Source organism: Raineya sp. (assembly GCF_053497555.1).
Map to the genome: position 1 here is coordinate 1 of NZ_JBRCWE010000056.1, position 20005 is coordinate 20005.

Consider the following 20005-nt stretch of genomic DNA (forward strand, 5'->3'; position numbering starts at 1 on the left):
TCTCATTCATCTTGACCAAGAAGTTGCCGCCAAAAAGGGAGTAAGCATTGAGAACGCAATGGAAACATTGCAAGCTCTTATTGGTAGCTATTATGCCTCTAATTTTATTCGTTTTGGGCAAATGTACAAAGTAATGATTCAGCTCAAACCACAATATCGCTCTAAACCCGAAGATATTTTACAACTTTATGTAAAAAATGATCAAGGCGAAATGGTTTCATTTGCTTCTTTTGTACGTTTGGAGCGTGTGTATGGGGCGGAGCAAATCACTCGTTACAATATGTATATTACGGCACTTATCAATGGCGAAGCCGCCGAAGGTTATAGCAGTGGTGATGCCATTCGTGCTGTTGAGGAGGTTGCCCGAGAGGTTCTGCCAAAAGGTTATGTTATTGAATGGTCAGGAATTACAAGAGAAGAGATTTTGGCGGGAAATCAAACGCTTTATATTTTTTTAATTTGTTTGCTTTTTGTGTATTTGATACTTTCGGCTCAGTACGAAAGTTTTGCCTTGCCGCTTGCCGTGTTATTTTCTTTACCTTTGGGAGTTTTTGGTTCTTATTTCTTTTTGAAAATTACAGGTTTGGAAAATAATATCTACGCACAAGTAGCCCTTGTAATGCTTGTAGGACTTTTGGGTAAAAATGCTATTTTGATTGTAGAGTTTGCCATTCAGCGGCAGAAAGAGGGAGTTTCTGCTCTAAAAGCCGCAGTAGAAGGGGCGGGCTCACGCTTGCGTCCTATCCTGATGACTTCACTTGCCTTCATTGCAGGTCTGATACCCTTGTGTTTGGCTTCGGGTGCAGGTGCCGCTGGCAATCAGTCCATTGGTATTGCTTCCGTAGGAGGTATGCTCATTGGTACAGTATTGGGAGTATTTGTGATACCCGGCTTATATGTAATAATGGCTGAATTAGGGAAAAAGAAAAAAACTGCCCAACAAAGCACTACAAACGAAAATCATACATCAGAAAATCAAGAAGTTTTGTCATTTTCCGAAAAAAACTAATCATTTCAAAAATGTCTATGAGCCTAAAAAAATACATTTTTTGGAGCATTTTGTTCTTATTTTTTTCTTGCCAACGTTATTTTGTTCCTATTCAAGAACCCCTAAAAGTAGAAATTCCAAAAAGTTTTGAGTTAGCTTCCCAAGACACAAATTCAGTAGCACTGCTCAAATGGCAAGATTTTTTTCAAGATGATGAACTAGAGAGCCTGATAGCCATTGCTTTGCAAAATAATAGAGATTTACAAATCGCTTTGCAACGCATTGAAAAAGCCAAAGCAGAGTATTTGTACAGCAAGGGAGTTCTTTTGCCTAACCTGCGTTTTCACGCATCGGCGGGAGCAGATAAATTCGGCGATTTTACAATGAATGGCGTAGGTAATTTTGACACTAATCTTTCAGGAAATATCAACGAAAACCAGCGTATTCCTACTCGCCCTACCCCCGATTTTTTCGTAGGTTTGCGAAGTACTTGGGAAATAGATATTTGGACAAAGTTACGCAGTAGCAAAAAGGCTCAACAAGCTCGCATTTTAGCTTCGCAAGAATATAAAAATCTGATAGTTACGGAACTCATAGCCCATATTGCAACTTTGTATTACCAAATTTTGGCGTTGGATAGTGAATTGGAAGTAGTAATCAGAAATATTCAGTTGCAGGAGCAAGTGCTGGTTTTGATGAAAACACAAAAAGAGGCAGGCAGAGCTACCGAACTAGCGGTACAGCAAACTCAAGCTCAGCTTTATCGTACAAGAAGTTTGCAGTTTCTTTTAGAAAACCAAATTACAGATTTGGAAAATCAAATTAATTTTTTGTGTGGTAGAATGCCTCAAAAGATTGCTCGTTCTCGTAATTTTTCAGAAAAAGCTATTCCTACTATTCGCACAGGTACGCCTGTACAGATGCTCCGCTTGCGTCCTGATGTACGTATGGCAGAAAAAGAATTGGAAGCGGCTCGTTTTGATGTACGTTCTGCACAAGCCGCCTTTTTACCCTCGCTAACTCTTGATGCTTACGCAGGGTTTAATTCATTCCGAAGTGATGTTTTGTTCAATCCAGCATCTTTGGCTTTTGGTTTATTGGGAGGTTTAGTAGCCCCTATTTTTCAGAACAATGCCCTCAAAGCAAACCATAAAGTAAGCATAGCTCGGAATTATGAGGCTTATTTTGAATATCAAAAAACGCTCCTGCGAGCTTTTCAGGAAATTCAAACTTTTCAAAAGATTCTTGCCAATTTGCAAGTAGTTTATGATTTGCGAAACAAAGAAGTAGAAGAGTTGCAAAGAGCTATTATTACCTCGCAAGACTTATTCAAGACAGGCTTTGCGAATTATTTGGAGGTAATCACCACCCAAAAAGCAGTATTAGAGGCAGAGATAGATTTGTTTGAAATTCGTTTGCATCAGTTTCAGTATGCGATTGCTCTATATAGGGCTTTAGGAGGTGGTTGGCAATAAAATTTGTGCTTCCTTAAACCTTCTTTTTTCTGAAAATGTTTATCTTTGTGAAAATGCTATAAGCCTCATTTTGGTATGGAAACCACTATTTTACACATACCCGAAACGCTTAGTTTCACTGATGATGAATTTTTTGAATTTTGCAGGCAAAACGACCATTTGAAATTTGAACGCACTGCTCAAGGCGATATTATTGTTATGGCACTTACAGGTGGAAAAACAGGTAGAGCAAATGCTAAAATTTTGTTTGAAATAGAACTATGGAACAGAAATACGAGTTTTGGTGAGGTATTTGATTCCAGCACGGGTTTTCGTTTGCCCGATACGTCTATCAAGTCGCCTGATGTGGCAGTAGTGGAGCGAAGTCGTTGGGAGGCATTGAGCGAAGCGGAAAAAGAAAAGTTTGTTCCACTTTGCCCCGATTTTGTGATAGAAATCAAGTCTGCTACGGATAGGCTCAAAGATTTGCAAGAAAAGATGCGAGAATGGGTAGCCAATGGCGTAAAACTTGCTTGGCTGATAGATTTGCAAGAGCAAAAGGCTTATATTTACACACAAAGCCCCCAAGAGCCTGAAATTGTAGAAGGTTTTGCAGAAAAAAGCCTTACAGGAAAAGATATTTTGCCAAATTTGGTCGTAGATTTGAATGTATTAGTATAGTTTGCAAAATAGTATGGAAACCACCATTTTACACATACCCGAAACGCTTAGTTTCACTGATGATGAATTTTTTGAATTTTGCAGGCAAAACGACCATTTGAAATTTGAACGCACTGCCCAAGGCGATATTATTGTTATGGCACTTACAGGCGGAAAAACAGGGAAAGTAAATTCTGAACTAAATGCAGAGCTAACCTTTTGGAATAGAAAAGAAAAATTTGGGATAGTATTTGATTCCAGCACGGGCTTTCGTTTGCCCGATACGTCTATCAAGTCGCCTGATGTGGCAGTAGTGGAGCGGAGTCGTTGGGAGGCATTGAGCGAAGCGGAAAAAGAAAAGTTTGTTCCACTTCGCCCCGATTTTGTGATAGAAATCAAGTCTGCTACGGATAGGCTCAAAGATTTGCAAGAAAAGATACGAGAATGGGTAGCCAATGGCGTAAAACTTGCTTGGCTGATAGATTTGCAAGAGCAAAAGGCTTATATTTACACACAAAGCCCCCAAGAGCCTGAAATTGTAGAAGGTTTTGCAGGAAAAAGCCTTACGGGAAAAGACATTTTGCCAAATTTGGTCGTAGATTTGAGTATTTTGCTATAATTGCTTTACGATATTTTTGTATTTTAATTCAAAATTACCACAATGATAGAACTGCCTGTTGTAACTTCTGAAAAAGAACATAAAACGAAAAAACCGCATTGGCTACGTGTAAAACTGCCCGTAGGACACGAATACGCCAAAGTAAGAAAACTCGTAGATACCTACAAACTGCATACGATTTGTGAGAGTGGCAACTGCCCTAATATGGGCGAATGTTGGGGAGCGGGTACGGCAACCTTTATGATTTTAGGAAATGTTTGTACGCGTAGCTGTACATTTTGTGCAGTGGCTACGGGCAAACCTACCGAATACGATACAGATGAGCCTCGTAGAGTAGCAGAAGCAATTAAACTTATGGGTATAAAGCACGCTGTTATTACTTCGGTGAATAGAGATGAATTGAAAGACCGAGGAGCGGCAATTTGGCACGAAACCGTAAGACTGACCAAAGAACTATGCCCCGAAACAACCATTGAAACCCTTATTCCTGATGTAAAAGGCAATTGGGAGGCTCTATACACAATGATTTCCGCAGGGCAGGAGGTAGTTTCACATAATATGGAAACCATTAAGCGTTTGTATCGCAGGGTACGTCCCCAAGCGAAATATGAACGCAGTTTGGAGCAAATTCGCCGTACCAAAGAATTTGGCAAACGTACCAAATCAGGCATAATGTTGGGCTTGGGCGAAACTCGCGACGAGGTTTATGAAGCAATGGACGATTTGGTAGCCAATGGGTTGGATATTCTTACGCTGGGGCAGTATTTGCAACCTACTAAAATGCACTTGGAAGTAGTGGAGTACATTCACCCCGATTTGTTTGAGCATTACAAAGAAGAGGGCTTGAAAAGAGGCTTAAAATATGTAGAAGCAGGTCCTTTGGTACGCTCTTCTTACCACGCCGAAAGGCACGTAAATGTTCCGATTTGATGATTATTTTTTACACCTAAAAAACCTTAACCTTATGGAACAGCAAGCCACACAAATTGAAATTCTACCCAACGGACCTATGGTGGTTTATGGTACTTGTACATTAAAAGTGGGTGGAGAAGTTCAAAAAATTGAAAAGGAGAAAACCTTTCTTTGTCGTTGTGGAGCTTCGGAAAAAAAGCCCTACTGCGATGGTTCGCACAAGAAAATAGGATTTCAGGGCTAAAAGTTTGTAGCAAGCGAGTAAATCACTACTGCGATTTACTCGCTTTTGGCTCAATAATTTATATCTTCAAGTTTCACTTTTCCCCAAAAAGTTCGGTATAAAAATAGCAAGTACACAATCATTATAGGCGTGCCTACGGCTACAAAATTGAGCATTATCTTTAATGATTTCACAGAAGAAGCCGCATTGTAAATGGTAATGCTATAAGCGGGGTCTATGGTAGATTTCATCAGGGTTGGAAACAACTGAAATGCTACAAGCATCAGCAAAAATGCCATCGTTAGCGAAGAAAATATCAATGCTTGCAAATACTTACTTTTTGAAGCCAAACGAGGGATATTAGCAATTGCCAAAAGAGCCAGCACAGGTAAAACGAAAAACACAGGCTTTGCTCGGAAACTATCGGCTACTCCCGGTACAAATACCAATGTATAAATAGAAGCTATCCCAAAAGTAACAATAAACAAAGCCATTCCTCTTTTGAGCAAAAAGGTAAGCCTTTCGTGTAATTTTCCTTCGGTTTTGAGTAGCAGAAAGATTGCCCCTTGTGTCATAAACAAAAACAGCGAGGTAAGCCCAATAAGCACAGGATAGGGTTGTAGGAAACTCCAAAACATACCTCCCTCATACCGAAAATCCTTGCCAATAGGAAAACCTTGTAAAAAATTGCCAATCACTACCCCTGCCAAAAAAGCAAGTAGAATGTTGGATACAGCATAGATAACGTCCCAAGTTTTTCGCCACCAAAGCATTGGCTCGGCACTACGGAACTTGATAGCCGCCGAACGCAATACCAATAGCATCAAAAAAAGCATAAAAGGAATATACATTGCTGAAAGCATTGTAGCATACAACACAGGGAAACCTGCAAATATAGCTCCTCCACCAATAATAAGAAAAACTTGGTTAGCATCCCAAATGGGGCTGATGGCGGCAATGGCAATTCTACGACTTTCATCTTTTCGGAAAAATAAATGCCAAGCACCTGCTCCATAATCAAAACCTTCTAAAATCGCATAGCCCGAAATCAGCAAGCCTACTACCAAAAACCACCAAGTAGGATAATCTATTCCTAAAAATGTTTCCATAATTTCAAAATGTTTAGAGGGTTTTCAAGGAGAATTGAGTTTCTTCGGCAAAACCTTGCTTGATTTTTTTGCTGATAAAATACAAAAACAGCAAAAACAACAGCGTATAAACTACGGCAAACAAAATAAGTGAAAATAAAATTTGTTGAGCTTGTACTTCTTTGGAAAGAGCCTCGCTGGTTCGTAGCAAGCCATATACTACCCAAGGCTGTCTGCCCATTTCGGCGGCAAACCACCCCGCCTGATTAGCAATTTGAGGCAATAAAACCGAAAAAGTGAATATCCACAAAAGCCATTTTTGCTCAAAAAGTTTGCCTCGCCACCACAAAAAAGAAGCGTACAAGGTGAGAGCAATCAGAAACATTCCGATACTTATCATAATATGGTAAAACTGAAACACAGCATTTACTTGGGGGGGCTGGTTCTCTTTGGGAAAGGCATTTAAGCCTTTGATAGGAGCATTAAAATCTTGATGCACCAAAAAAGATAAACCGCCACCGATTTTCAAGCCTGTTACTTTTTGTTCTTGCTGATTTACCCAGCCGAACAGGTACAAATCGGCGGGAGCGTTGGCGGGGTAGTGTCCTTCCATTGCGGCGAGCTTGGCAGGCTGATTTTTGGCAACCCCATCGGCAGAGCTATGCCCCGAAAGCAATTGACTTAAAGAGAAAATCGTTGCTACGGTTAGAGCAATTTTGAAGGCTTTTTGAGAAACGGCTACATATTTCCCTTTGCGTAAATAATAGGCGTGTACGCTCAAAACCATAAAAGCTCCTGCCAAAAATGCTCCTTGCCATACGTGAATAATTCTATCTACACTTGAAGGATTGAAGACCATCGCCCAAAAGTCGGTGATTTCGGCTCGGGCATTGAGTCCTTCGCCTACAATATGATAGCCTGCGGGGGTTTGTTGCCAGCTATTGGCTACTACTATCCAAATTGCCGAAAACATTGAACCAAGTAATACCCCAATGGTAGAAAGAAAATGCACTTTGGGTGAAACTTTGTTCCAACCAAAAAGCAATATTCCTAAGAACGTGCTTTCCATCGCAAAAGCAAACAAGCCTTCTGCCGCCAAAGCACTCCCAAAAACATCACCTACGTATTTGGAATAAACTGCCCAGTTCGTGCCAAACTCAAATTCCATAATAATACCCGTAGCGACTCCAATGCCAAAAGTAATAGCAAAGATTTTGAGCCAAAAACGGGCAAGCATTTCGTAATCTTTGTTGCCTGTTTTGAGGTAAAGTCCCTCAAAAATCGCCATAAGCAGTCCGATGCCAATGCTTAAAGGTGGATAAATGTAATGAAAAGCCACCGTGAAGGCAAATTGTAGGCGTGCCAGTATTTCGGTATCCATAAATGAAGATTTTTAGATTAGTTCATTAAAAAAATATACAAATAAATATGTTTTTTAGTTTATGTAACAATTTTGAAGCTAAAAAGTTTCTATAATTTTAGACGATTTTGGGTTAAACGCACAAGTTCTTGAAAAATAATTGAAAAAATTTTTTTATTCTAAAATCTTTTCCTAAATTTGCAGTCCCTTACGGAAACCCTATCGTAAGGGATTGATTTTTTGAAATTTAAGCGAAAAAAGTACAATGTCTGGTCTTATTGGAAAAAAAATCGGAATGACTAGCTTTTTCAGTGCCGATGGACAGCTTGTCGGATGCACAGTAATAGAGGCTGGTCCTTGCGTGGTTACGCAAGTGAAGACGAAGGAAAAAGACGGTTATGAAGCAGTACAGCTTGGCTTTGGCGAAGCAAAAGAAAAAAATACGCCACTGCCATTGCTCGGACACTTCAAGAAAGCGGGTACTACCCCGAAACGTAAATTAGTGGAGTTCAAAGGCTTTCAGAAAGCCCTACAACTTGGCGAATCCCTTTCTGTGCAAGATGTTTTTGCAGAAGGTGACGTTGTTGATGTAGTAGGTACTTCCAAAGGTAAAGGTTTTCAGGGAGTTGTGAAAAGACACGGCTTCAGCGGTGTAGGTGGGCAAACACACGGACAGCACAACCGCCAACGCCACCCTGGTTCAATGGGTCCTGGTTCTACACCTGGGCACGTATTCAAAGGTCGCCGTATGGCAGGTAGAACAGGTAACGACCGTGTAAAAGTGCAAAACCTTAAAGTTTTGAAAGTTATTCCTGAAAAGAACCTCATTATCGTAAAAGGTTCAGTACCCGGTGCGATAAACTCTTTTGTTATCATTGAAAAATAATTTTTACAGCGATGCAATTACCCGTTTTGAATATACAAGGCACAGAAACAGGCAGGGCTATCAACCTGCCCGATGAGATTTTTGCGATTGAGCCTAATCAGCACGTTGTGTATTTAGATGTAAAACACTATTTGGCGGCACAGCGTCAGGGAACACACAAATCCAAAGAAAGAAACGAAGTGCACGGCTCTACCCGCAAACTTCATCGCCAAAAAGGTACAGGTGGCTCTCGTAAAGGTAGTATCAAGAACCCTTTGTTCCGCCACGGAGGACGTATTTTCGGTCCTAGACCTCGCGATTACGACTTCAAGCTCAACAAGAAAACCAAAATCTTGGCTCGTAAGTCGGCTCTTACCTACAAAGCCCAAGAAAATGCTATCAAAGTATTAGAAAACTTCAGCTTTGATAAGCCCAAAACCAAAGAATATTTGGCAATTCTTGAAAAATTAGCTGTTCAAGACAAAAAGACGCTTCTTGTGCTACCCGAACACACCCCCAATGTGTATCTTTCTGGTAGAAATTTGCCCAAAGCAAATACCATTGTAGCTTCTGACCTCAATACTTATGCAGTAATGAATGCTGACGTAGTAATTTTGTGCGAAGGAGCGGTTGCCAAAATCCAAGAAATTTTAGTAAAAGAATAAGGATATGAAGACGATACTTAAAAAGGCGGTAATTGGCGAAAAAGCCGCTAGGCTTCACGATAAAGGCATTTACACTTTCATTGTGGATAAAAAAGCCAACAAAGTGGAAATCAAAAATGAAATAGAAAGAATATATGGCGTAACCGTAGAAAGCGTAAATACCTTACGCTATGGCGGAAAGCCCAAAGTACGTTATACCAAAACCAATGTTTTATCTGGTAGAACACAAGCCTATAAAAAAGCCCTTGTACGTGTAGCAGAAGGTGATTTTATAGATGTGTATGGCAATAGCTAAACGTACCTTGCTAAAACTTTCATTAACTTATAGTGCTTCACTGAAAAAGAAGAAACAAAATGGCAGTAAAGAAATTAAAACCCGTAACACCCGGGCAACGTTTTAGAATAGCTCCCGTATTTACGGAAATAACCAAAACCGAGCCCGAAAAATCCTTGCTTGCTCCCCTGAAAAAAACAGGTGGTCGCAATAACCAAGGAAAAATGACTATGCGTTATATCGGTGGCGGACACAAAAGACGCTATCGTATCATTGATTTCAAACGCGATAAATTTGATGTACCTGCACAAGTGCTTAGCATAGAATATGACCCCAATCGTACTGCATACATCGCTTTGGTGCAATACGAAGATGGTGAAAAACGCTATATCATTGCCCCCGAAGGCTTGAAAGTGGGTATGACTATCAAATCAGGTAAAAATGTAGCTCCTGATTTGGGTAACGCATTACCTCTGGGAGCAATGCCACTTGGTACCATTGTACATAATATTGAGTTCAAACCGGGAAAAGGTGGCGGACTTGCCCGTAGTGCAGGAACTTACGCTCAAGTGCTTGCCAAAGACGAAAAATACGTTACGCTCAAATTGCCTTCTGGCGAAATGCGTATGGTGCTTGCCGCTTGTATGGCTACTGTGGGTAAGGTTTCTAATGCCGACCATATGAATGAACAAATCGGTAAGGCGGGTAGAAAGCGTTGGATGGGTATCAGACCTCGTACGCGTGGTGTAGCGATGAACCCCGTGGATCACCCTATGGGTGGTGGTGAAGGTAGAGCTTCAGGAGGACACCCTCGCTCTCGCAAAGGTTTGCTTGCCAAAGGTAAGAAAACTCGTAACAAGAAAAAGTATTCTACTCGTTTAATTATCAGCAGACGTAAAAAATAATAAGAAAGTATGGGACGCTCACTGAAAAAAGGACCTTACGTAGATTTCAGACTTACCAAGAAAGTCTTGGATATGGAAAAGTCGGGCAAGAAGTCGGTTATCAAGACTTGGTCGCGTCGTTCTACCATTTCTCCCGATTTCGTAGGACACACCTTTGCGGTACATAACGGAAATAAATTTATCCCTGTATATGTAACGGAACAAATGGTTGGTCATAAACTTGGCGAATTTGCCCCTACGCGTACTTTCCGCGGACACGCCGCCAAAAAAGACAAAGGTAAAAAGTAATGTATGGAATGGAGGATACTCCGAAAAACCTCTTAAAAACAACAAAGTATGGAAGCAGTTGCTAAACTTAGAAATGTACCTACTTCGCCCCGCAAAATGAAACTTGTGGTGGATTTAATTCGCGGTATGGAAGTAGGGCAAGCCCTGAATGTACTCAAATATCAGCCCAATCACGCCGCTCGTAGCCTTGAAAAACTTTTGCTTTCGGCAGTGGCAAATTGGCAACAGCACAACCCCAGTACCAGATTGGAAGATGCTGATTTGTTTGTGAAGACTATTTTCGTAGGACACGGCAGAATGCTCAAACGTCTTCGCCCTGCTCCACAAGGCAGAGCTCATCGTATTCGTAAGCGTTCTAACCACGTAACCGTGATTATTGACGATAGAAACGCTTTGTTCGCTCCTTCTCTTGATAAACTCGTAAATGAATAAACACAATGGGACAAAAAACGCATCCGATAGGTTTCAGATTAGGTATTACCAAAGGTTGGGAGTCTAATTGGTTCGGTGGAAAAGATTTCCCTGAAAAATTAGTAGAAGACGAAAAAATCAGAAAATACGTTGAAGCACGTGTACCCAAAGGAGGCATTGCTCGTATCCTGATTGAACGTACCTTGAAACGCATTACACTTACTATCCAAACGGCTCGTCCCGGCGTGGTGATTGGCAAAGGGGGTAATGAAGTAGATAAAATCAAGGAAGAACTTAAAAAGCTCACTGGCAAAGATATTCAAATCAATATTTTTGAAATTGAACGCCCTGAAAAAGATGCTCGCTTGGTAGCCGATACCATTGCTCAGCAAATCAGAGCCCGTGTTTCGTATCGTAGAGCTATGAAACAAGCCATTGCGGCGGCTATGCGTGTAGGGGTAGAAGGTATCAAGGTGAAGGTTTCTGGTCGTTTGGGTGGTGCAGATATGGCTCGTGCCGAGCAATATAAAGAAGGACGTATCCCTTTGCACACTTTGCGTGCCGATATTGATTATGCGGTGGCAGAAGCAGATACCGTATATGGTAAAATTGGTGTAAAAGTTTGGATTTTCAAAGGTGAAATCTACGGAAAACCCAATCTTTATCCCGGACTTTCAGAAGAGGCTTCTTCTTTGAAAGAAAATCGCAAAAAAGGCGGTAGTGGTGGCGGAAAGAAAAGAAGAAGAAAAGAAAAGTAAGCCTTAAGCCTTCGGTTCAATGCCGTTACCATTGAGCAAGGAGGCTTTCGTTATGTGGTTACCTATTAAACGAAAAGAGCAATGTTACAACCAAAAAGAACCAAATACAGAAAACAGCAAAAAGGACGTGTGAAAGGCATTGCTACACGTGGAGCAGAAATTGCTTTTGGCTCTTTTGCTATCAAATCTTTGGAAGCGGCTTGGATTACAGCTCGCCAAATTGAAGCGGCTCGTATTTCAATGACACGCGAAATGAAACGTGAAGGACAAGTTTGGATACGCATATTCCCCGACAAACCTGTAACCAAGAAGCCCGCCGAGGTGCGTATGGGTAAAGGAAAAGGGGCTCCCGAATATTGGGTTGCTTGCGTAAAACCGGGTACTATTCTTTTCGAAATTGCTGGCGTAAAACAAGAGGTTGCCCAAGAGGCTCTCAGACTTGCCGCTCAAAAACTACCCGTAAAAACCAAATTTGTTGTGCGTAGAGATTATGTTGAATCTTAATGCTTGTGTGTTATGAAAGCAGCGGAATTAAAAAAACTCTCTTTGGAAGAGTTGAAAGAAAAATTGGCAGAAGAAAGAGATGCTCTCTTGAAACTGAAAATGGCTCACGCTATCGCTCCCATAGAAAACCCTATGCGTTTGCGTGAAGCTCGTAAAGTTGTAGCTCGTATTCAGACGGTTATCAGACAGAAAGAACTCGGAAAATAAGAAAATTATGGAACAGACTGCCGTTGAACGAAATGCCCGCAAAGAAAAAGTTGGCAAAGTAGTTAGCAATAAAATGCAAAAATCTATCGTAGTTGCCGTAGAGCGTAGAGTGAAGCACCCTATTTATGGTAAGTTTATGAAAAAAACTACCAAATTTATGGCTCACGACGAAAAGAACGAGTGTAATATCGGTGATGTGGTCAGAATTATGGAAACCAGACCACTTAGCAAACGCAAACGTTGGAGATTAGTTGAAATCATTGAAAAAGCCAAGTAATTATGATACGCCAAGAATCTAGATTAAATGTGGCTGATAACAGCGGTGCCAAAGAAGTGCTTTGTATTCGCATTTTAGGGGGTACAGGCAAAAAGTATGCTACCGTAGGCGATAAAATCGTTGTTGCTGTCAAGTCGGCTATCCCTTCGGGAAATATCAAAAAAGGGGCAATTTCGCGTGCTGTTATCGTAAGAACTAAAAAAGAAGTACGTCGTAAAGATGGCTCTTACATTCGTTTTGAAGACAATGCCGCCGTATTGCTCAACAACCAAGACGAACCTCGTGGAACACGTATTTTCGGTCCTGTGGCTCGTGAATTGCGTGAAAAACAATTTATGAAAATCGTTTCATTAGCCCCCGAAGTATTGTAAGCATTATGGAAAGAAAGTTCAACAAACAGAAAAAATATCACATCAAAACTGGCGATATGGTTTTGGTGATTGCTGGCGATGAGAAGGGTAAAAAAGGTAAGGTTATCAAGATGCTTACCGATAAAGACCGTGCCATTGTTGAAGGTTTGAATATCGTAAAAAGACACGTAAAACCTTCGGCTACTAATCCGCAAGGGGGAATTGTAGAAAAGGAAGCTGGTATTCATATCAGCAACCTAATGCTCATAGACCCCAAAACTGGCGAACCTACCCGTACAGGTAGAAAACGCAACGATAAAGGCAAATTACAACGTTATTCTAAAAAAACTAACGAATTTATACTATAATGGCAACAACTCCTAGGCTGAAAGAAAAGTATTTGAAGGAAATCGTCCCTGCCCTAAAGGAGCAGTTTGGCTACAAATCTGTAATGCAAGTTCCTCGCATTACCAAAATTGTCATCAATAAAGGTATTGGTGCCGCCGTAGCCGACAAAAAGCTCGTTGAACAGGGAGTAGAAGAACTCACAATGATTACAGGACAAAAAGCCGTGCCTACTTTTGCTAAAAAGGCTATTTCCAACTTCAAACTCCGTGAAAATATGCCCATTGGTGCAAGGGTAACGCTTCGTGGTAATATTATGTACGAGTTCTTGGATAGATTGATGACTATTGCCTTGCCTCGCGTAAGGGATTTCAAAGGAGTAAGTGATAAAAGTTTTGATGGCAGAGGAAATTACACTTTGGGTGTAAAAGAGCAAATCATTTTCCCTGAAATTAGTATTGATAAGGTAAATCGTATTTCGGGAATGGATATTACTTTTGTAACCACTGCCGAAACTGATAAAGAAGCCTACGAATTGCTCAAAGCGTTCGGTATGCCCTTTGCAAACTTGAAAAAATAATTAAACCAATCTTATGGCAAAAGAATCTATCAAAGCACGTGAGCGAAAAAGAGAAAGATTAGTAGCTCGCTACGCCGCAAAACGTAAAGCCCTCAAAGAAGCAGGGGACTATGAGGCTCTGGACAAATTGCCTCGCAACGCCTCGCCTGTACGTTTGCACAATCGTTGCAAAATCACTGGTCGTCCCAAAGGTTACATTCGCCGATTTGGTATTTCAAGGGTATTGCTTCGTCAGTGGGCTTTGGAAGGCAAATTGCCCGGCGTAAAAAAAGCAAGTTGGTAAAAAATTCAGACACAAAATCTCAAAAAGTTTTGTGTCTTTTTTATTTCTGATTTTGAACGTTTGGAAATCTTAAACCTTTGAAGCTCAAACTTCCAACTATTCAAAATATTCTATTTTTGAGAAAATGATAGAGGGCTATTCCTGTTTCGTCTTGGTTAGAATTTCAAACTCAACACGACGATTGAGCTTTTTGTCTTCGGCTGTTTTTTCTACCACAATCGGGCGGGTACTACCGTAGCCAATAGCGTCTATACGGCTGGGCGAAATTTTACCTTTTTCTACAATGTACTTCTTGATAGCATCGGCACGAGCCTGCGAAAGTTTGAGGTTGGCATCATCGTTGCCGTCAGAGTCGGTATGTCCGCTGATTTTGATACGAATATTAGGGTGATCAGTCATAAAGTATACTACTTTATCCAAATCAGCTTGCATTTCAGGTTTTATTTCTGCACTACCCCCATCAAACTCCAATGAAGCAAATTTCCATTTATTAAAGCGAATTGCCTCGCCTTGCAAATCCATTTGCGTATCGCCTGTGAGGAAAAACTTTTTTTCAATCCTGAAAAAATCATCTCCCGTAATAATTACAAGATAGTTATTATTCTTGCGTAATTGAAACTCATACGAACCATCGGGACGTAGGTATTGGGGGGCAACTTCAATACCATTGTCCAAATCAATAACAGAAACAATTCCTTGAAAAGGGTTACCTGTTTGGCTATCTACCACTTTACCTTTGAAAATCACCGTGGCATCAGGTTTGGCTTCCATAGGTACAGGGAAGGAGAATAAATTGAGATTGTCGGGTTCATCTTCGCTAGCTTTGGCATAATACAAATACTTGGCTTGGCGGTCAATGGTAAAATAATATTCATCGGCATTGCTATTGACAAGCGGACCAACATTGAAAGGCTCTTGCCAACGTCCGAAAAGTTTGTAAGACTTGTAAATATCAAAACCACCAAAATTAACCAAATGCCCGTTGGAGCTAAAATATAGCACATCATATACAGGATGCACATAAGGACTTACCTCACTGCCACGCGTATTGATAGTAGGACCTAAATTTTGAGCCTTTGCCCAAGAACCATCGGGCAATTTGTAAGAGAAGTAAATATCCGCAAGCCCAAAACCGCCTAATCTATCAGAAGCGAAGTATAAGGTGTCTTCATTTTTGGAAAGAGCAGGGTGCGAGTCCCAAGCTACACTATTGATGTTGATGCCTAAATTTTGTACTTTCCAAGAGCTATCGGGTTGCAAGTAGGCTACGTAAATATCGCAGTTTCCATACCCATCGGGGGAATCGCAACGAGAAAAATACAGCGTTTTGCCGTCTTTGCTCAAATGTGCAGAACCTTCATTATAGCCTGTATTAAGCCCCTTAAACTCTTTGGCTTCTGTCCAGTTGCCGTCTATTTTATGAGAAAAATAGAGGTCTTCATTGGCTTTGGTATCTCGCTTGATAGCCATTACTTGTTTTTCTTTGCGTTTGGAACTGAAAATGATGAGTGTGTCATTTTGTCTTGCAAAAGTAGTAGGGGCATAATCAGCTTTGGTAGAGTTGATAGCAAAATCCATTTCCAAGAGCAGAGCTTCGGGAGGCATTAGGGTATCAACGAGTTTGCGATATTCTACAAGTTCGTAGTAGTATTCAATAGGCACGTAGTAAATTTTCTGATTGACGGTCATACTATCAAAATGCAATTCTATGGCTTTTACTTCGCTACCTTTGTGATGTTTGAGAATGGTTCTGTAAAGGCTTTTAGAGGCTTCAAAATCATCTAATAGTTCTATCATTTTAGCCAGAATCCACATTTTTTCGGCATCGCGATAGAAGTTTTCAATTCCAAAACTTTTGACATAGTCAAAAAGTAAAGGGTAAGCCTCTTTATATTTATGATTTTTGATGAGCTTTTCTATTTTTTGCCATTTTTTTTCGTCAGAATAATATTTGGTAGCGTTGATTTTGGGAAACTCAAACACACTTTCGGGGTACTTGCCTACTACGGGGTCTTTGATTTTCACAACTCCTTGCGATTTTATCTTATCGGGTTGGGCTTGTAAAAAATGTACGAAAAGTACAAAAATAAAAATACTTACTACACTACGATAAATCATAGAACCTGCCTCAAATTGAGGAAAGCGGATTTGAAAAGTTTGAGGTTGGAAAGTTGAAAGTTTTAGTTTGAACTTTTGAACTTCTGCCCCCTTGAACTTTGAACTTTTGGAATTCTTGAACCTAAAAATAGACTTGCATTCAAATTTAGACAACCTCATAGTGTTAGGTTTTATCAAAAAAACTAAATTTGTAAAAGTTTGCGATTTTAAGACTTTCAACTTGTAAAATTAGCAAAAAAATGATTTTTTTACTAAAAACTTACAAAAAAAATCATTTATCTGACTTTCTGCCCTGCCACCCCTTTTTGGCACAATAATTGAAATTACCTATTTTTGCCAGATTTTTTCGGTAAAGCACATACCAAAAAGATATTTGAGGGGTTTTATACCCAAAGCTACCTGCAAATGCTCACTTATTCTTAAATGACTTTTTGTCAGTTCTTTTTGATAGATAAGCAAAAATCGTTCTACAATGACCAAGAAAGCGAAAAAAAATAATTCAACATTTTTGAAGGAAAACGGAAACGATACCAGTGTGGAGGTGATTTCTATTTTCGGTGAAGGTTCTCAAAATAATGAAAAGATACCCGAAGAAATAGGAATTTTAGCACTTCGCAACACGGTTCTTTATCCGGGTGTGGTTGTACCTGTTACGGTGAGCCGAAAAAAGGCTATTCGTTTGGTAAAAAAAGTAAATAAAGCTGATAAAGTTTTAGGGGTAGTAGCCCTCAAAAATCCGAATGTAGAAGAACCTACTGCACAAGATTTGTACCATATAGGCACTCTGGGGCATATTCTCAAAACTATCAATATGCCTGATGGCAGTATGACTATCATCATACAAGGGCGTGGGCGTTTTGAAATTCAGCGGTTTATGCGTGAGGAGCCTTACTTTTGGGCAAAAATAGAAGGCTTACCCGAACAATTCCCAACGCATTACTCGCGAGAAGTGAAAGCTCTGATAGCTTCTTTGAAAGAATCGGCTATCAAAATTCTAAAACTCAACCCTGATATTCCACAGGAAGCCCAAATTGCTGTGGATAACATTGAGTCCCTTGCTTTTCTGACTCATTTCTTGGCTTCAAACCTCAATGCCGAATTACACGAAAAGCAACAACTTTTGGAAATAAATGACGGCGTGGAGCGTGCTACCAAACTTTTGGAGTTTATGCTTCGCGAAGTGCAAATGCTTGAACTCAAACACGAAATACAAAGCAAAGCACATTCGGATATAGAACAGCAACAACGCGACTATTTTTTACGCCAACAACTGAAAGTTTTGCAAGATGAGCTTGGGGACGAAGCAGGAGGCGTAAAAATTGATGAACTTCGTCAGAAAGCCGCTCAAAAGAAGTGGAGTGAGCAGGTTGCCAAACATTTTGAAAGAGAGCTGGTGCGTCTGCAACGTGCCAATCCTGCCTCCCCTGAATATGCTATCAATCTCAATTACATTGAGTTACTGCTGGATTTGCCTTGGGGCGAATATTCGGAAGATAATTTAGACCTGAAAAATGCTCAAAGAATTTTGGACGAAGACCATTACGGCTTGGAGAAAGTCAAGGAAAGAATTTTGGAATACTTGGCTGTACTGAAACTTAAAAAAGACTTACGAGGACCTATTCTTTGCCTTTACGGACCGCCCGGTGTAGGAAAAACCTCTTTGGGGCGTTCTATTGCAAAGGCTTTGGGCAGAAAGTATGTACGTATGTCTTTGGGTGGCTTGCACGACGAAGCCGAAATCCGTGGGCATCGCAAAACGTATATTGGAGCTATGCCGGGCAAATTCATCAGTAGTATCAAAAAGGCAGGAACTTCTAATCCTGTGATGATACTTGATGAAATTGATAAAATTGGAGCTGACTATAAAGGTGACCCCGCTTCAGCACTTTTGGAAGTGCTAGACCCCGAACAAAATAGCACCTTTGTTGATAACTATCTGGAAGTAGAATACGACCTTTCCAAAGTGCTGTTTATTGCTACTGCCAATACGCTGGACACCATTCACCCCGCTTTGCGTGATAGAATGGAAATTATTGAAATCAGTGGCTATACTACCGAAGAAAAATTGGAAATAGCCAAAAGGCATCTTATTCCCAAACAAAGACAAGAAAATGGCTTAAATGCTCGCCAAGTGAGCTTTACAGATAGTGCTATTCGGGCTGTTATTGAAAGCTACACTCGCGAGTCGGGGGTGAGGAATTTGGAACGGAAAATAGGTGCAATTTTGCGTAAAGTAGCCAAATCGGTGGCATTGGAAGAGCCTTATTCCAAGAAAATAACCCCCGAAGTGGTAGAAAAACTATTAGGTACACCGACTTTCGACAAAGAAATTTACGAAAATGATGAAATCGCAGGCATAGTTACAGGACTCGCTTGGACTGCCACAGGTGGCGAAATTCTTTTCGTAGAAGCCTCTTTGAGCAAAGGAAAAGGCAAACTTACTATTTCAGGGCAACTCGGCGAAGTAATGAAAGAATCTGTTTCGGCGGCTCTTTCGTACCTGAAAGCTCACGCACAAGAGTATCAGATAGACCATCGCCTTTTTGAACAATACGATTTACACATACACGTACCTGCTGGGGCTGTACCCAAAGATGGTCCTTCGGCAGGCATTACTATACTTACAGCTTTGGCTTCGGTTTATACACAAAGAAAAGTGAAAGACAAATTGGCAATGACAGGAGAAATTACTTTGCGAGGTAAAGTATTGCCTATTGGTGGGGTGAAAGAAAAACTTTTAGCCGCCATAAGAGCAGGTATTAAAGAAGTGCTTTTGCCTAAACGAAACGAGAAAGATGTTCGGGAAATACCTGCTCATTATCTCAAAGGCTTAGAAATTCATTATGTAGATACAGCCCAAGAGGTGCTTTTGCAGGCTTTGCTTCCGCAAAAAGTAGCAAATGCAATGGTCTTTGAAATTGCTGAAAATGAAAAAATGCTTCTAAATGCTTAAAACGAATTTCGCTTATAGCAATGGCTTTCTTTTTTCATTTGCTTGCTAAACTGCCTTTGGGCATACTCTATGTTTTGAGCGATTTTTTGTACTTCTTGGCTTATTATGTAGTGGGGTATCGCAAAAAGGTAGTTTGGCAAAATCTTAAAAATTCTTTTCCTGAAAAATCTGAAAAAGAGCTAAAAACTATTCAAAAGCAGTTTTACAAGGGCTTGATTGATGTTTTCATTGAAACCTTGAAAGTATTGGCTATTTCGCCCCAAGAGCTGGAGCAAAGAGTAAGAGTAATTGGGCTTGAAAAACTCACAAGTAACCTTGCTGAAAACAAAACGGTGCTTGTTTTTGTGGGACATCTGTTCAATTGGGAATGGCTTTCGCTGATTTGCAATCTCAAACAGCCTTATCCACTCTATTTTGTGTATCAGCCTTTGAGCAATCGTTTCTTTGATAACCTGATGCTTCAAATTCGTACGCATTTTGGAGCAAAGCCTCTGAAAATGCAAAATGTTCTGAAAGATGTTTTGCAAAACCACAAGGAAAGCCGTATTGTAGCTTTTTTGGCAGACCAAAGTCCTGCGGGTACAGAAAAAGACCATTGGACGCACTTTTTACATCAGGATACGGCATTTTTTGCAGGAGTTGAAAAAATTGCCTTGAAATTAAGTCTTCCTGTGCTTTTTGGCGGGGTACGTAAGCTCAAAAGAGGCTATTATGAATTGTATTTTGAAGAGATTTATCACCCGCAAAGGCGACCTGATAGCCAAATTACGGAAAATTATGTTAGATTTTTGGAAAAACAAATTCAGGAAACCCCACCCAACTGGCTGTGGTCGCATAAACGTTGGAAAAAGCAAAGAAATTTCTGAAAAAATTTGCATAAGAAGTTTTTTGTGTTAAATTTGCGTTCCTTTTGTGTTA

The 20005-nt window shown here is 40.4% G+C and carries 25 protein-coding genes; 22 read left to right on the top strand and 3 right to left on the bottom strand.

Annotation, left to right across the window (positions count from 1 at the left end; all coding sequences use genetic code 11):
* The 6 genes from ACWITO_RS07090 to ACWITO_RS07115 form a co-directional block, all read left to right on the top strand.
* On the top strand, positions 1-1009 hold a 1009-nt coding region (locus tag ACWITO_RS07090; RefSeq protein ID WP_448529304.1), incomplete at its 5' end, for an efflux RND transporter permease subunit.
* A 17-nt stretch (positions 1010-1026) separates the two neighbouring features.
* A complete protein-coding gene (locus ACWITO_RS07095; protein ID WP_448529305.1) occupies positions 1027-2463 on the top strand; it encodes a TolC family protein in 1437 nt (478 codons plus the stop codon).
* 75 nt (positions 2464-2538) lie between these two features.
* Positions 2539-3123 (top strand): Uma2 family endonuclease, encoded by a 585-nt coding sequence (locus ACWITO_RS07100; RefSeq protein WP_448529306.1) that lies wholly within the window; start codon positions 2539-2541, stop codon positions 3121-3123.
* Positions 3124-3136: 13 nt separating this feature from the next.
* On the top strand, positions 3137-3721 hold the full coding sequence (locus ACWITO_RS07105; protein WP_448529307.1) for a Uma2 family endonuclease: 585 nt from the start codon (positions 3137-3139) through the stop codon (positions 3719-3721).
* Positions 3722-3763: 42 nt separating this feature from the next.
* On the top strand, positions 3764-4651 hold the full coding sequence (lipA, locus tag ACWITO_RS07110; protein ID WP_448529308.1) for a lipoyl synthase: 888 nt from the start codon (positions 3764-3766) through the stop codon (positions 4649-4651).
* Between the two features lie 34 nt (positions 4652-4685).
* The gene (locus tag ACWITO_RS07115) at positions 4686-4877 is read left to right on the top strand and encodes a CDGSH iron-sulfur domain-containing protein (RefSeq protein ID WP_448529309.1); all 192 of its coding nucleotides are present in this window, start codon (positions 4686-4688) and stop codon (positions 4875-4877) included.
* A 50-nt stretch (positions 4878-4927) separates the two neighbouring features.
* Here ACWITO_RS07115 and cydB read toward each other — a convergent pair whose 3' ends face one another.
* Both cydB and ACWITO_RS07125 read right to left on the bottom strand, forming a co-directional pair.
* On the bottom strand, positions 4928-5965 hold the full coding sequence (cydB, locus tag ACWITO_RS07120) for a cytochrome d ubiquinol oxidase subunit II (RefSeq protein WP_448529310.1): 1038 nt from the start codon (positions 5963-5965) through the stop codon (positions 4928-4930).
* A gap of 13 nt (positions 5966-5978) precedes the next feature.
* Entirely contained in the window at positions 5979-7325 is a 1347-nt protein-coding gene (locus tag ACWITO_RS07125) for a cytochrome ubiquinol oxidase subunit I (RefSeq protein ID WP_448529311.1), read from the bottom strand.
* A gap of 244 nt (positions 7326-7569) precedes the next feature.
* Between ACWITO_RS07125 and rplC the strand changes: the two genes are divergently transcribed.
* The 14 genes from rplC (at position 7570) to rpsN (ending at position 14016) form a co-directional block, all read left to right on the top strand.
* Entirely contained in the window at positions 7570-8190 is a 621-nt protein-coding gene (gene rplC / locus ACWITO_RS07130; protein WP_448529312.1) for a 50S ribosomal protein L3, read from the top strand.
* 11 nt (positions 8191-8201) lie between these two features.
* Positions 8202-8834, top strand: a complete 633-nt coding sequence (gene rplD, locus ACWITO_RS07135) for a 50S ribosomal protein L4 (protein ID WP_101358942.1) — start codon at positions 8202-8204, stop codon at positions 8832-8834.
* Positions 8835-8838: 4 nt separating this feature from the next.
* Entirely contained in the window at positions 8839-9129 is a 291-nt protein-coding gene (rplW, locus tag ACWITO_RS07140) for a 50S ribosomal protein L23 (protein ID WP_448529313.1), read from the top strand.
* A gap of 59 nt (positions 9130-9188) precedes the next feature.
* Positions 9189-10013, top strand: a complete 825-nt coding sequence (gene rplB / locus ACWITO_RS07145; protein WP_448529314.1) for a 50S ribosomal protein L2 — start codon at positions 9189-9191, stop codon at positions 10011-10013.
* 9 nt (positions 10014-10022) lie between these two features.
* Entirely contained in the window at positions 10023-10301 is a 279-nt protein-coding gene (gene rpsS, locus ACWITO_RS07150; RefSeq protein WP_101358945.1) for a 30S ribosomal protein S19, read from the top strand.
* A gap of 48 nt (positions 10302-10349) precedes the next feature.
* Entirely contained in the window at positions 10350-10733 is a 384-nt protein-coding gene (rplV, locus tag ACWITO_RS07155) for a 50S ribosomal protein L22 (protein WP_448529315.1), read from the top strand.
* A 5-nt stretch (positions 10734-10738) separates the two neighbouring features.
* Entirely contained in the window at positions 10739-11470 is a 732-nt protein-coding gene (gene rpsC / locus ACWITO_RS07160; RefSeq protein ID WP_448529316.1) for a 30S ribosomal protein S3, read from the top strand.
* Between the two features lie 81 nt (positions 11471-11551).
* On the top strand, positions 11552-11974 hold the full coding sequence (rplP, locus tag ACWITO_RS07165) for a 50S ribosomal protein L16 (protein ID WP_101358948.1): 423 nt from the start codon (positions 11552-11554) through the stop codon (positions 11972-11974).
* Positions 11975-11986: 12 nt separating this feature from the next.
* Positions 11987-12181 (top strand): 50S ribosomal protein L29, encoded by a 195-nt coding sequence (gene rpmC / locus ACWITO_RS07170; RefSeq protein ID WP_448529317.1) that lies wholly within the window; start codon positions 11987-11989, stop codon positions 12179-12181.
* A 7-nt stretch (positions 12182-12188) separates the two neighbouring features.
* Positions 12189-12458, top strand: a complete 270-nt coding sequence (gene rpsQ / locus ACWITO_RS07175; protein ID WP_101358950.1) for a 30S ribosomal protein S17 — start codon at positions 12189-12191, stop codon at positions 12456-12458.
* 2 nt (positions 12459-12460) lie between these two features.
* Positions 12461-12829: a 50S ribosomal protein L14 gene (gene rplN, locus ACWITO_RS07180; protein ID WP_448529318.1), complete on the top strand. Its 369-nt coding sequence runs from the start codon at positions 12461-12463 to the stop codon at positions 12827-12829.
* Between the two features lie 5 nt (positions 12830-12834).
* Positions 12835-13176, top strand: a complete 342-nt coding sequence (rplX, locus tag ACWITO_RS07185; protein ID WP_448529319.1) for a 50S ribosomal protein L24 — start codon at positions 12835-12837, stop codon at positions 13174-13176.
* Positions 13176-13733 carry a 50S ribosomal protein L5 gene (rplE, locus tag ACWITO_RS07190; RefSeq protein ID WP_101358953.1) on the top strand — a complete coding sequence of 186 codons (558 nt, stop codon included), beginning with the start codon at positions 13176-13178 and terminating at the stop codon, positions 13731-13733. Before rplX ends, rplE begins: the two co-directional genes overlap by 1 nt.
* 13 nt (positions 13734-13746) lie before the next feature.
* Entirely contained in the window at positions 13747-14016 is a 270-nt protein-coding gene (gene rpsN / locus ACWITO_RS07195) for a 30S ribosomal protein S14 (RefSeq protein WP_101358954.1), read from the top strand.
* Between the two features lie 135 nt (positions 14017-14151).
* Here rpsN and ACWITO_RS07200 read toward each other — a convergent pair whose 3' ends face one another.
* Positions 14152-16134 (bottom strand): OmpA family protein, encoded by a 1983-nt coding sequence (locus ACWITO_RS07200; RefSeq protein WP_448529320.1) that lies wholly within the window; start codon positions 16132-16134, stop codon positions 14152-14154.
* A gap of 472 nt (positions 16135-16606) precedes the next feature.
* Between ACWITO_RS07200 and lon the strand changes: the two genes are divergently transcribed.
* Entirely contained in the window at positions 16607-19087 is a 2481-nt protein-coding gene (gene lon, locus ACWITO_RS07205) for an endopeptidase La (protein WP_448529321.1), read from the top strand.
* A 5-nt stretch (positions 19088-19092) separates the two neighbouring features.
* Positions 19093-19953 carry a lysophospholipid acyltransferase family protein gene (locus tag ACWITO_RS07210; protein WP_448529328.1) on the top strand — a complete coding sequence of 287 codons (861 nt, stop codon included), beginning with the start codon at positions 19093-19095 and terminating at the stop codon, positions 19951-19953.
* Positions 19954-20005: the final 52 nt, after the last annotated feature.

What these genes read in the sequence shown, in the direction of transcription:
- ACWITO_RS07095 (WP_448529305.1), top strand. Translation starts at nt 1,027, where the DNA reads ATGAGCCTAAAAAAATACATTTTTTGGAGCATTTTGTTCTTATTTTTT.
- ACWITO_RS07100 (WP_448529306.1), top strand. Translation starts at nt 2,539, where the DNA reads ATGGAAACCACTATTTTACACATACCCGAAACGCTTAGTTTCACTGAT.
- ACWITO_RS07105 (WP_448529307.1), top strand. Translation starts at nt 3,137, where the DNA reads ATGGAAACCACCATTTTACACATACCCGAAACGCTTAGTTTCACTGAT.
- lipA (WP_448529308.1), top strand. Translation starts at nt 3,764, where the DNA reads ATGATAGAACTGCCTGTTGTAACTTCTGAAAAAGAACATAAAACGAAA.
- ACWITO_RS07115 (WP_448529309.1), top strand. Translation starts at nt 4,686, where the DNA reads ATGGAACAGCAAGCCACACAAATTGAAATTCTACCCAACGGACCTATG.
- cydB (WP_448529310.1), bottom strand. Translation starts at nt 5,965, where the DNA reads ATGGAAACATTTTTAGGAATAGATTATCCTACTTGGTGGTTTTTGGTA.
- ACWITO_RS07125 (WP_448529311.1), bottom strand. Translation starts at nt 7,325, where the DNA reads ATGGATACCGAAATACTGGCACGCCTACAATTTGCCTTCACGGTGGCT.
- rplC (WP_448529312.1), top strand. Translation starts at nt 7,570, where the DNA reads ATGTCTGGTCTTATTGGAAAAAAAATCGGAATGACTAGCTTTTTCAGT.
- rplD (WP_101358942.1), top strand. Translation starts at nt 8,202, where the DNA reads ATGCAATTACCCGTTTTGAATATACAAGGCACAGAAACAGGCAGGGCT.
- rplW (WP_448529313.1), top strand. Translation starts at nt 8,839, where the DNA reads ATGAAGACGATACTTAAAAAGGCGGTAATTGGCGAAAAAGCCGCTAGG.
- rplB (WP_448529314.1), top strand. Translation starts at nt 9,189, where the DNA reads ATGGCAGTAAAGAAATTAAAACCCGTAACACCCGGGCAACGTTTTAGA.
- rpsS (WP_101358945.1), top strand. Translation starts at nt 10,023, where the DNA reads ATGGGACGCTCACTGAAAAAAGGACCTTACGTAGATTTCAGACTTACC.
- rplV (WP_448529315.1), top strand. Translation starts at nt 10,350, where the DNA reads ATGGAAGCAGTTGCTAAACTTAGAAATGTACCTACTTCGCCCCGCAAA.
- rpsC (WP_448529316.1), top strand. Translation starts at nt 10,739, where the DNA reads ATGGGACAAAAAACGCATCCGATAGGTTTCAGATTAGGTATTACCAAA.
- rplP (WP_101358948.1), top strand. Translation starts at nt 11,552, where the DNA reads ATGTTACAACCAAAAAGAACCAAATACAGAAAACAGCAAAAAGGACGT.
- rpmC (WP_448529317.1), top strand. Translation starts at nt 11,987, where the DNA reads ATGAAAGCAGCGGAATTAAAAAAACTCTCTTTGGAAGAGTTGAAAGAA.
- rpsQ (WP_101358950.1), top strand. Translation starts at nt 12,189, where the DNA reads ATGGAACAGACTGCCGTTGAACGAAATGCCCGCAAAGAAAAAGTTGGC.
- rplN (WP_448529318.1), top strand. Translation starts at nt 12,461, where the DNA reads ATGATACGCCAAGAATCTAGATTAAATGTGGCTGATAACAGCGGTGCC.
- rplX (WP_448529319.1), top strand. Translation starts at nt 12,835, where the DNA reads ATGGAAAGAAAGTTCAACAAACAGAAAAAATATCACATCAAAACTGGC.
- rplE (WP_101358953.1), top strand. Translation starts at nt 13,176, where the DNA reads ATGGCAACAACTCCTAGGCTGAAAGAAAAGTATTTGAAGGAAATCGTC.
- rpsN (WP_101358954.1), top strand. Translation starts at nt 13,747, where the DNA reads ATGGCAAAAGAATCTATCAAAGCACGTGAGCGAAAAAGAGAAAGATTA.
- ACWITO_RS07200 (WP_448529320.1), bottom strand. Translation starts at nt 16,134, where the DNA reads ATGATTTATCGTAGTGTAGTAAGTATTTTTATTTTTGTACTTTTCGTA.
- lon (WP_448529321.1), top strand. Translation starts at nt 16,607, where the DNA reads ATGACCAAGAAAGCGAAAAAAAATAATTCAACATTTTTGAAGGAAAAC.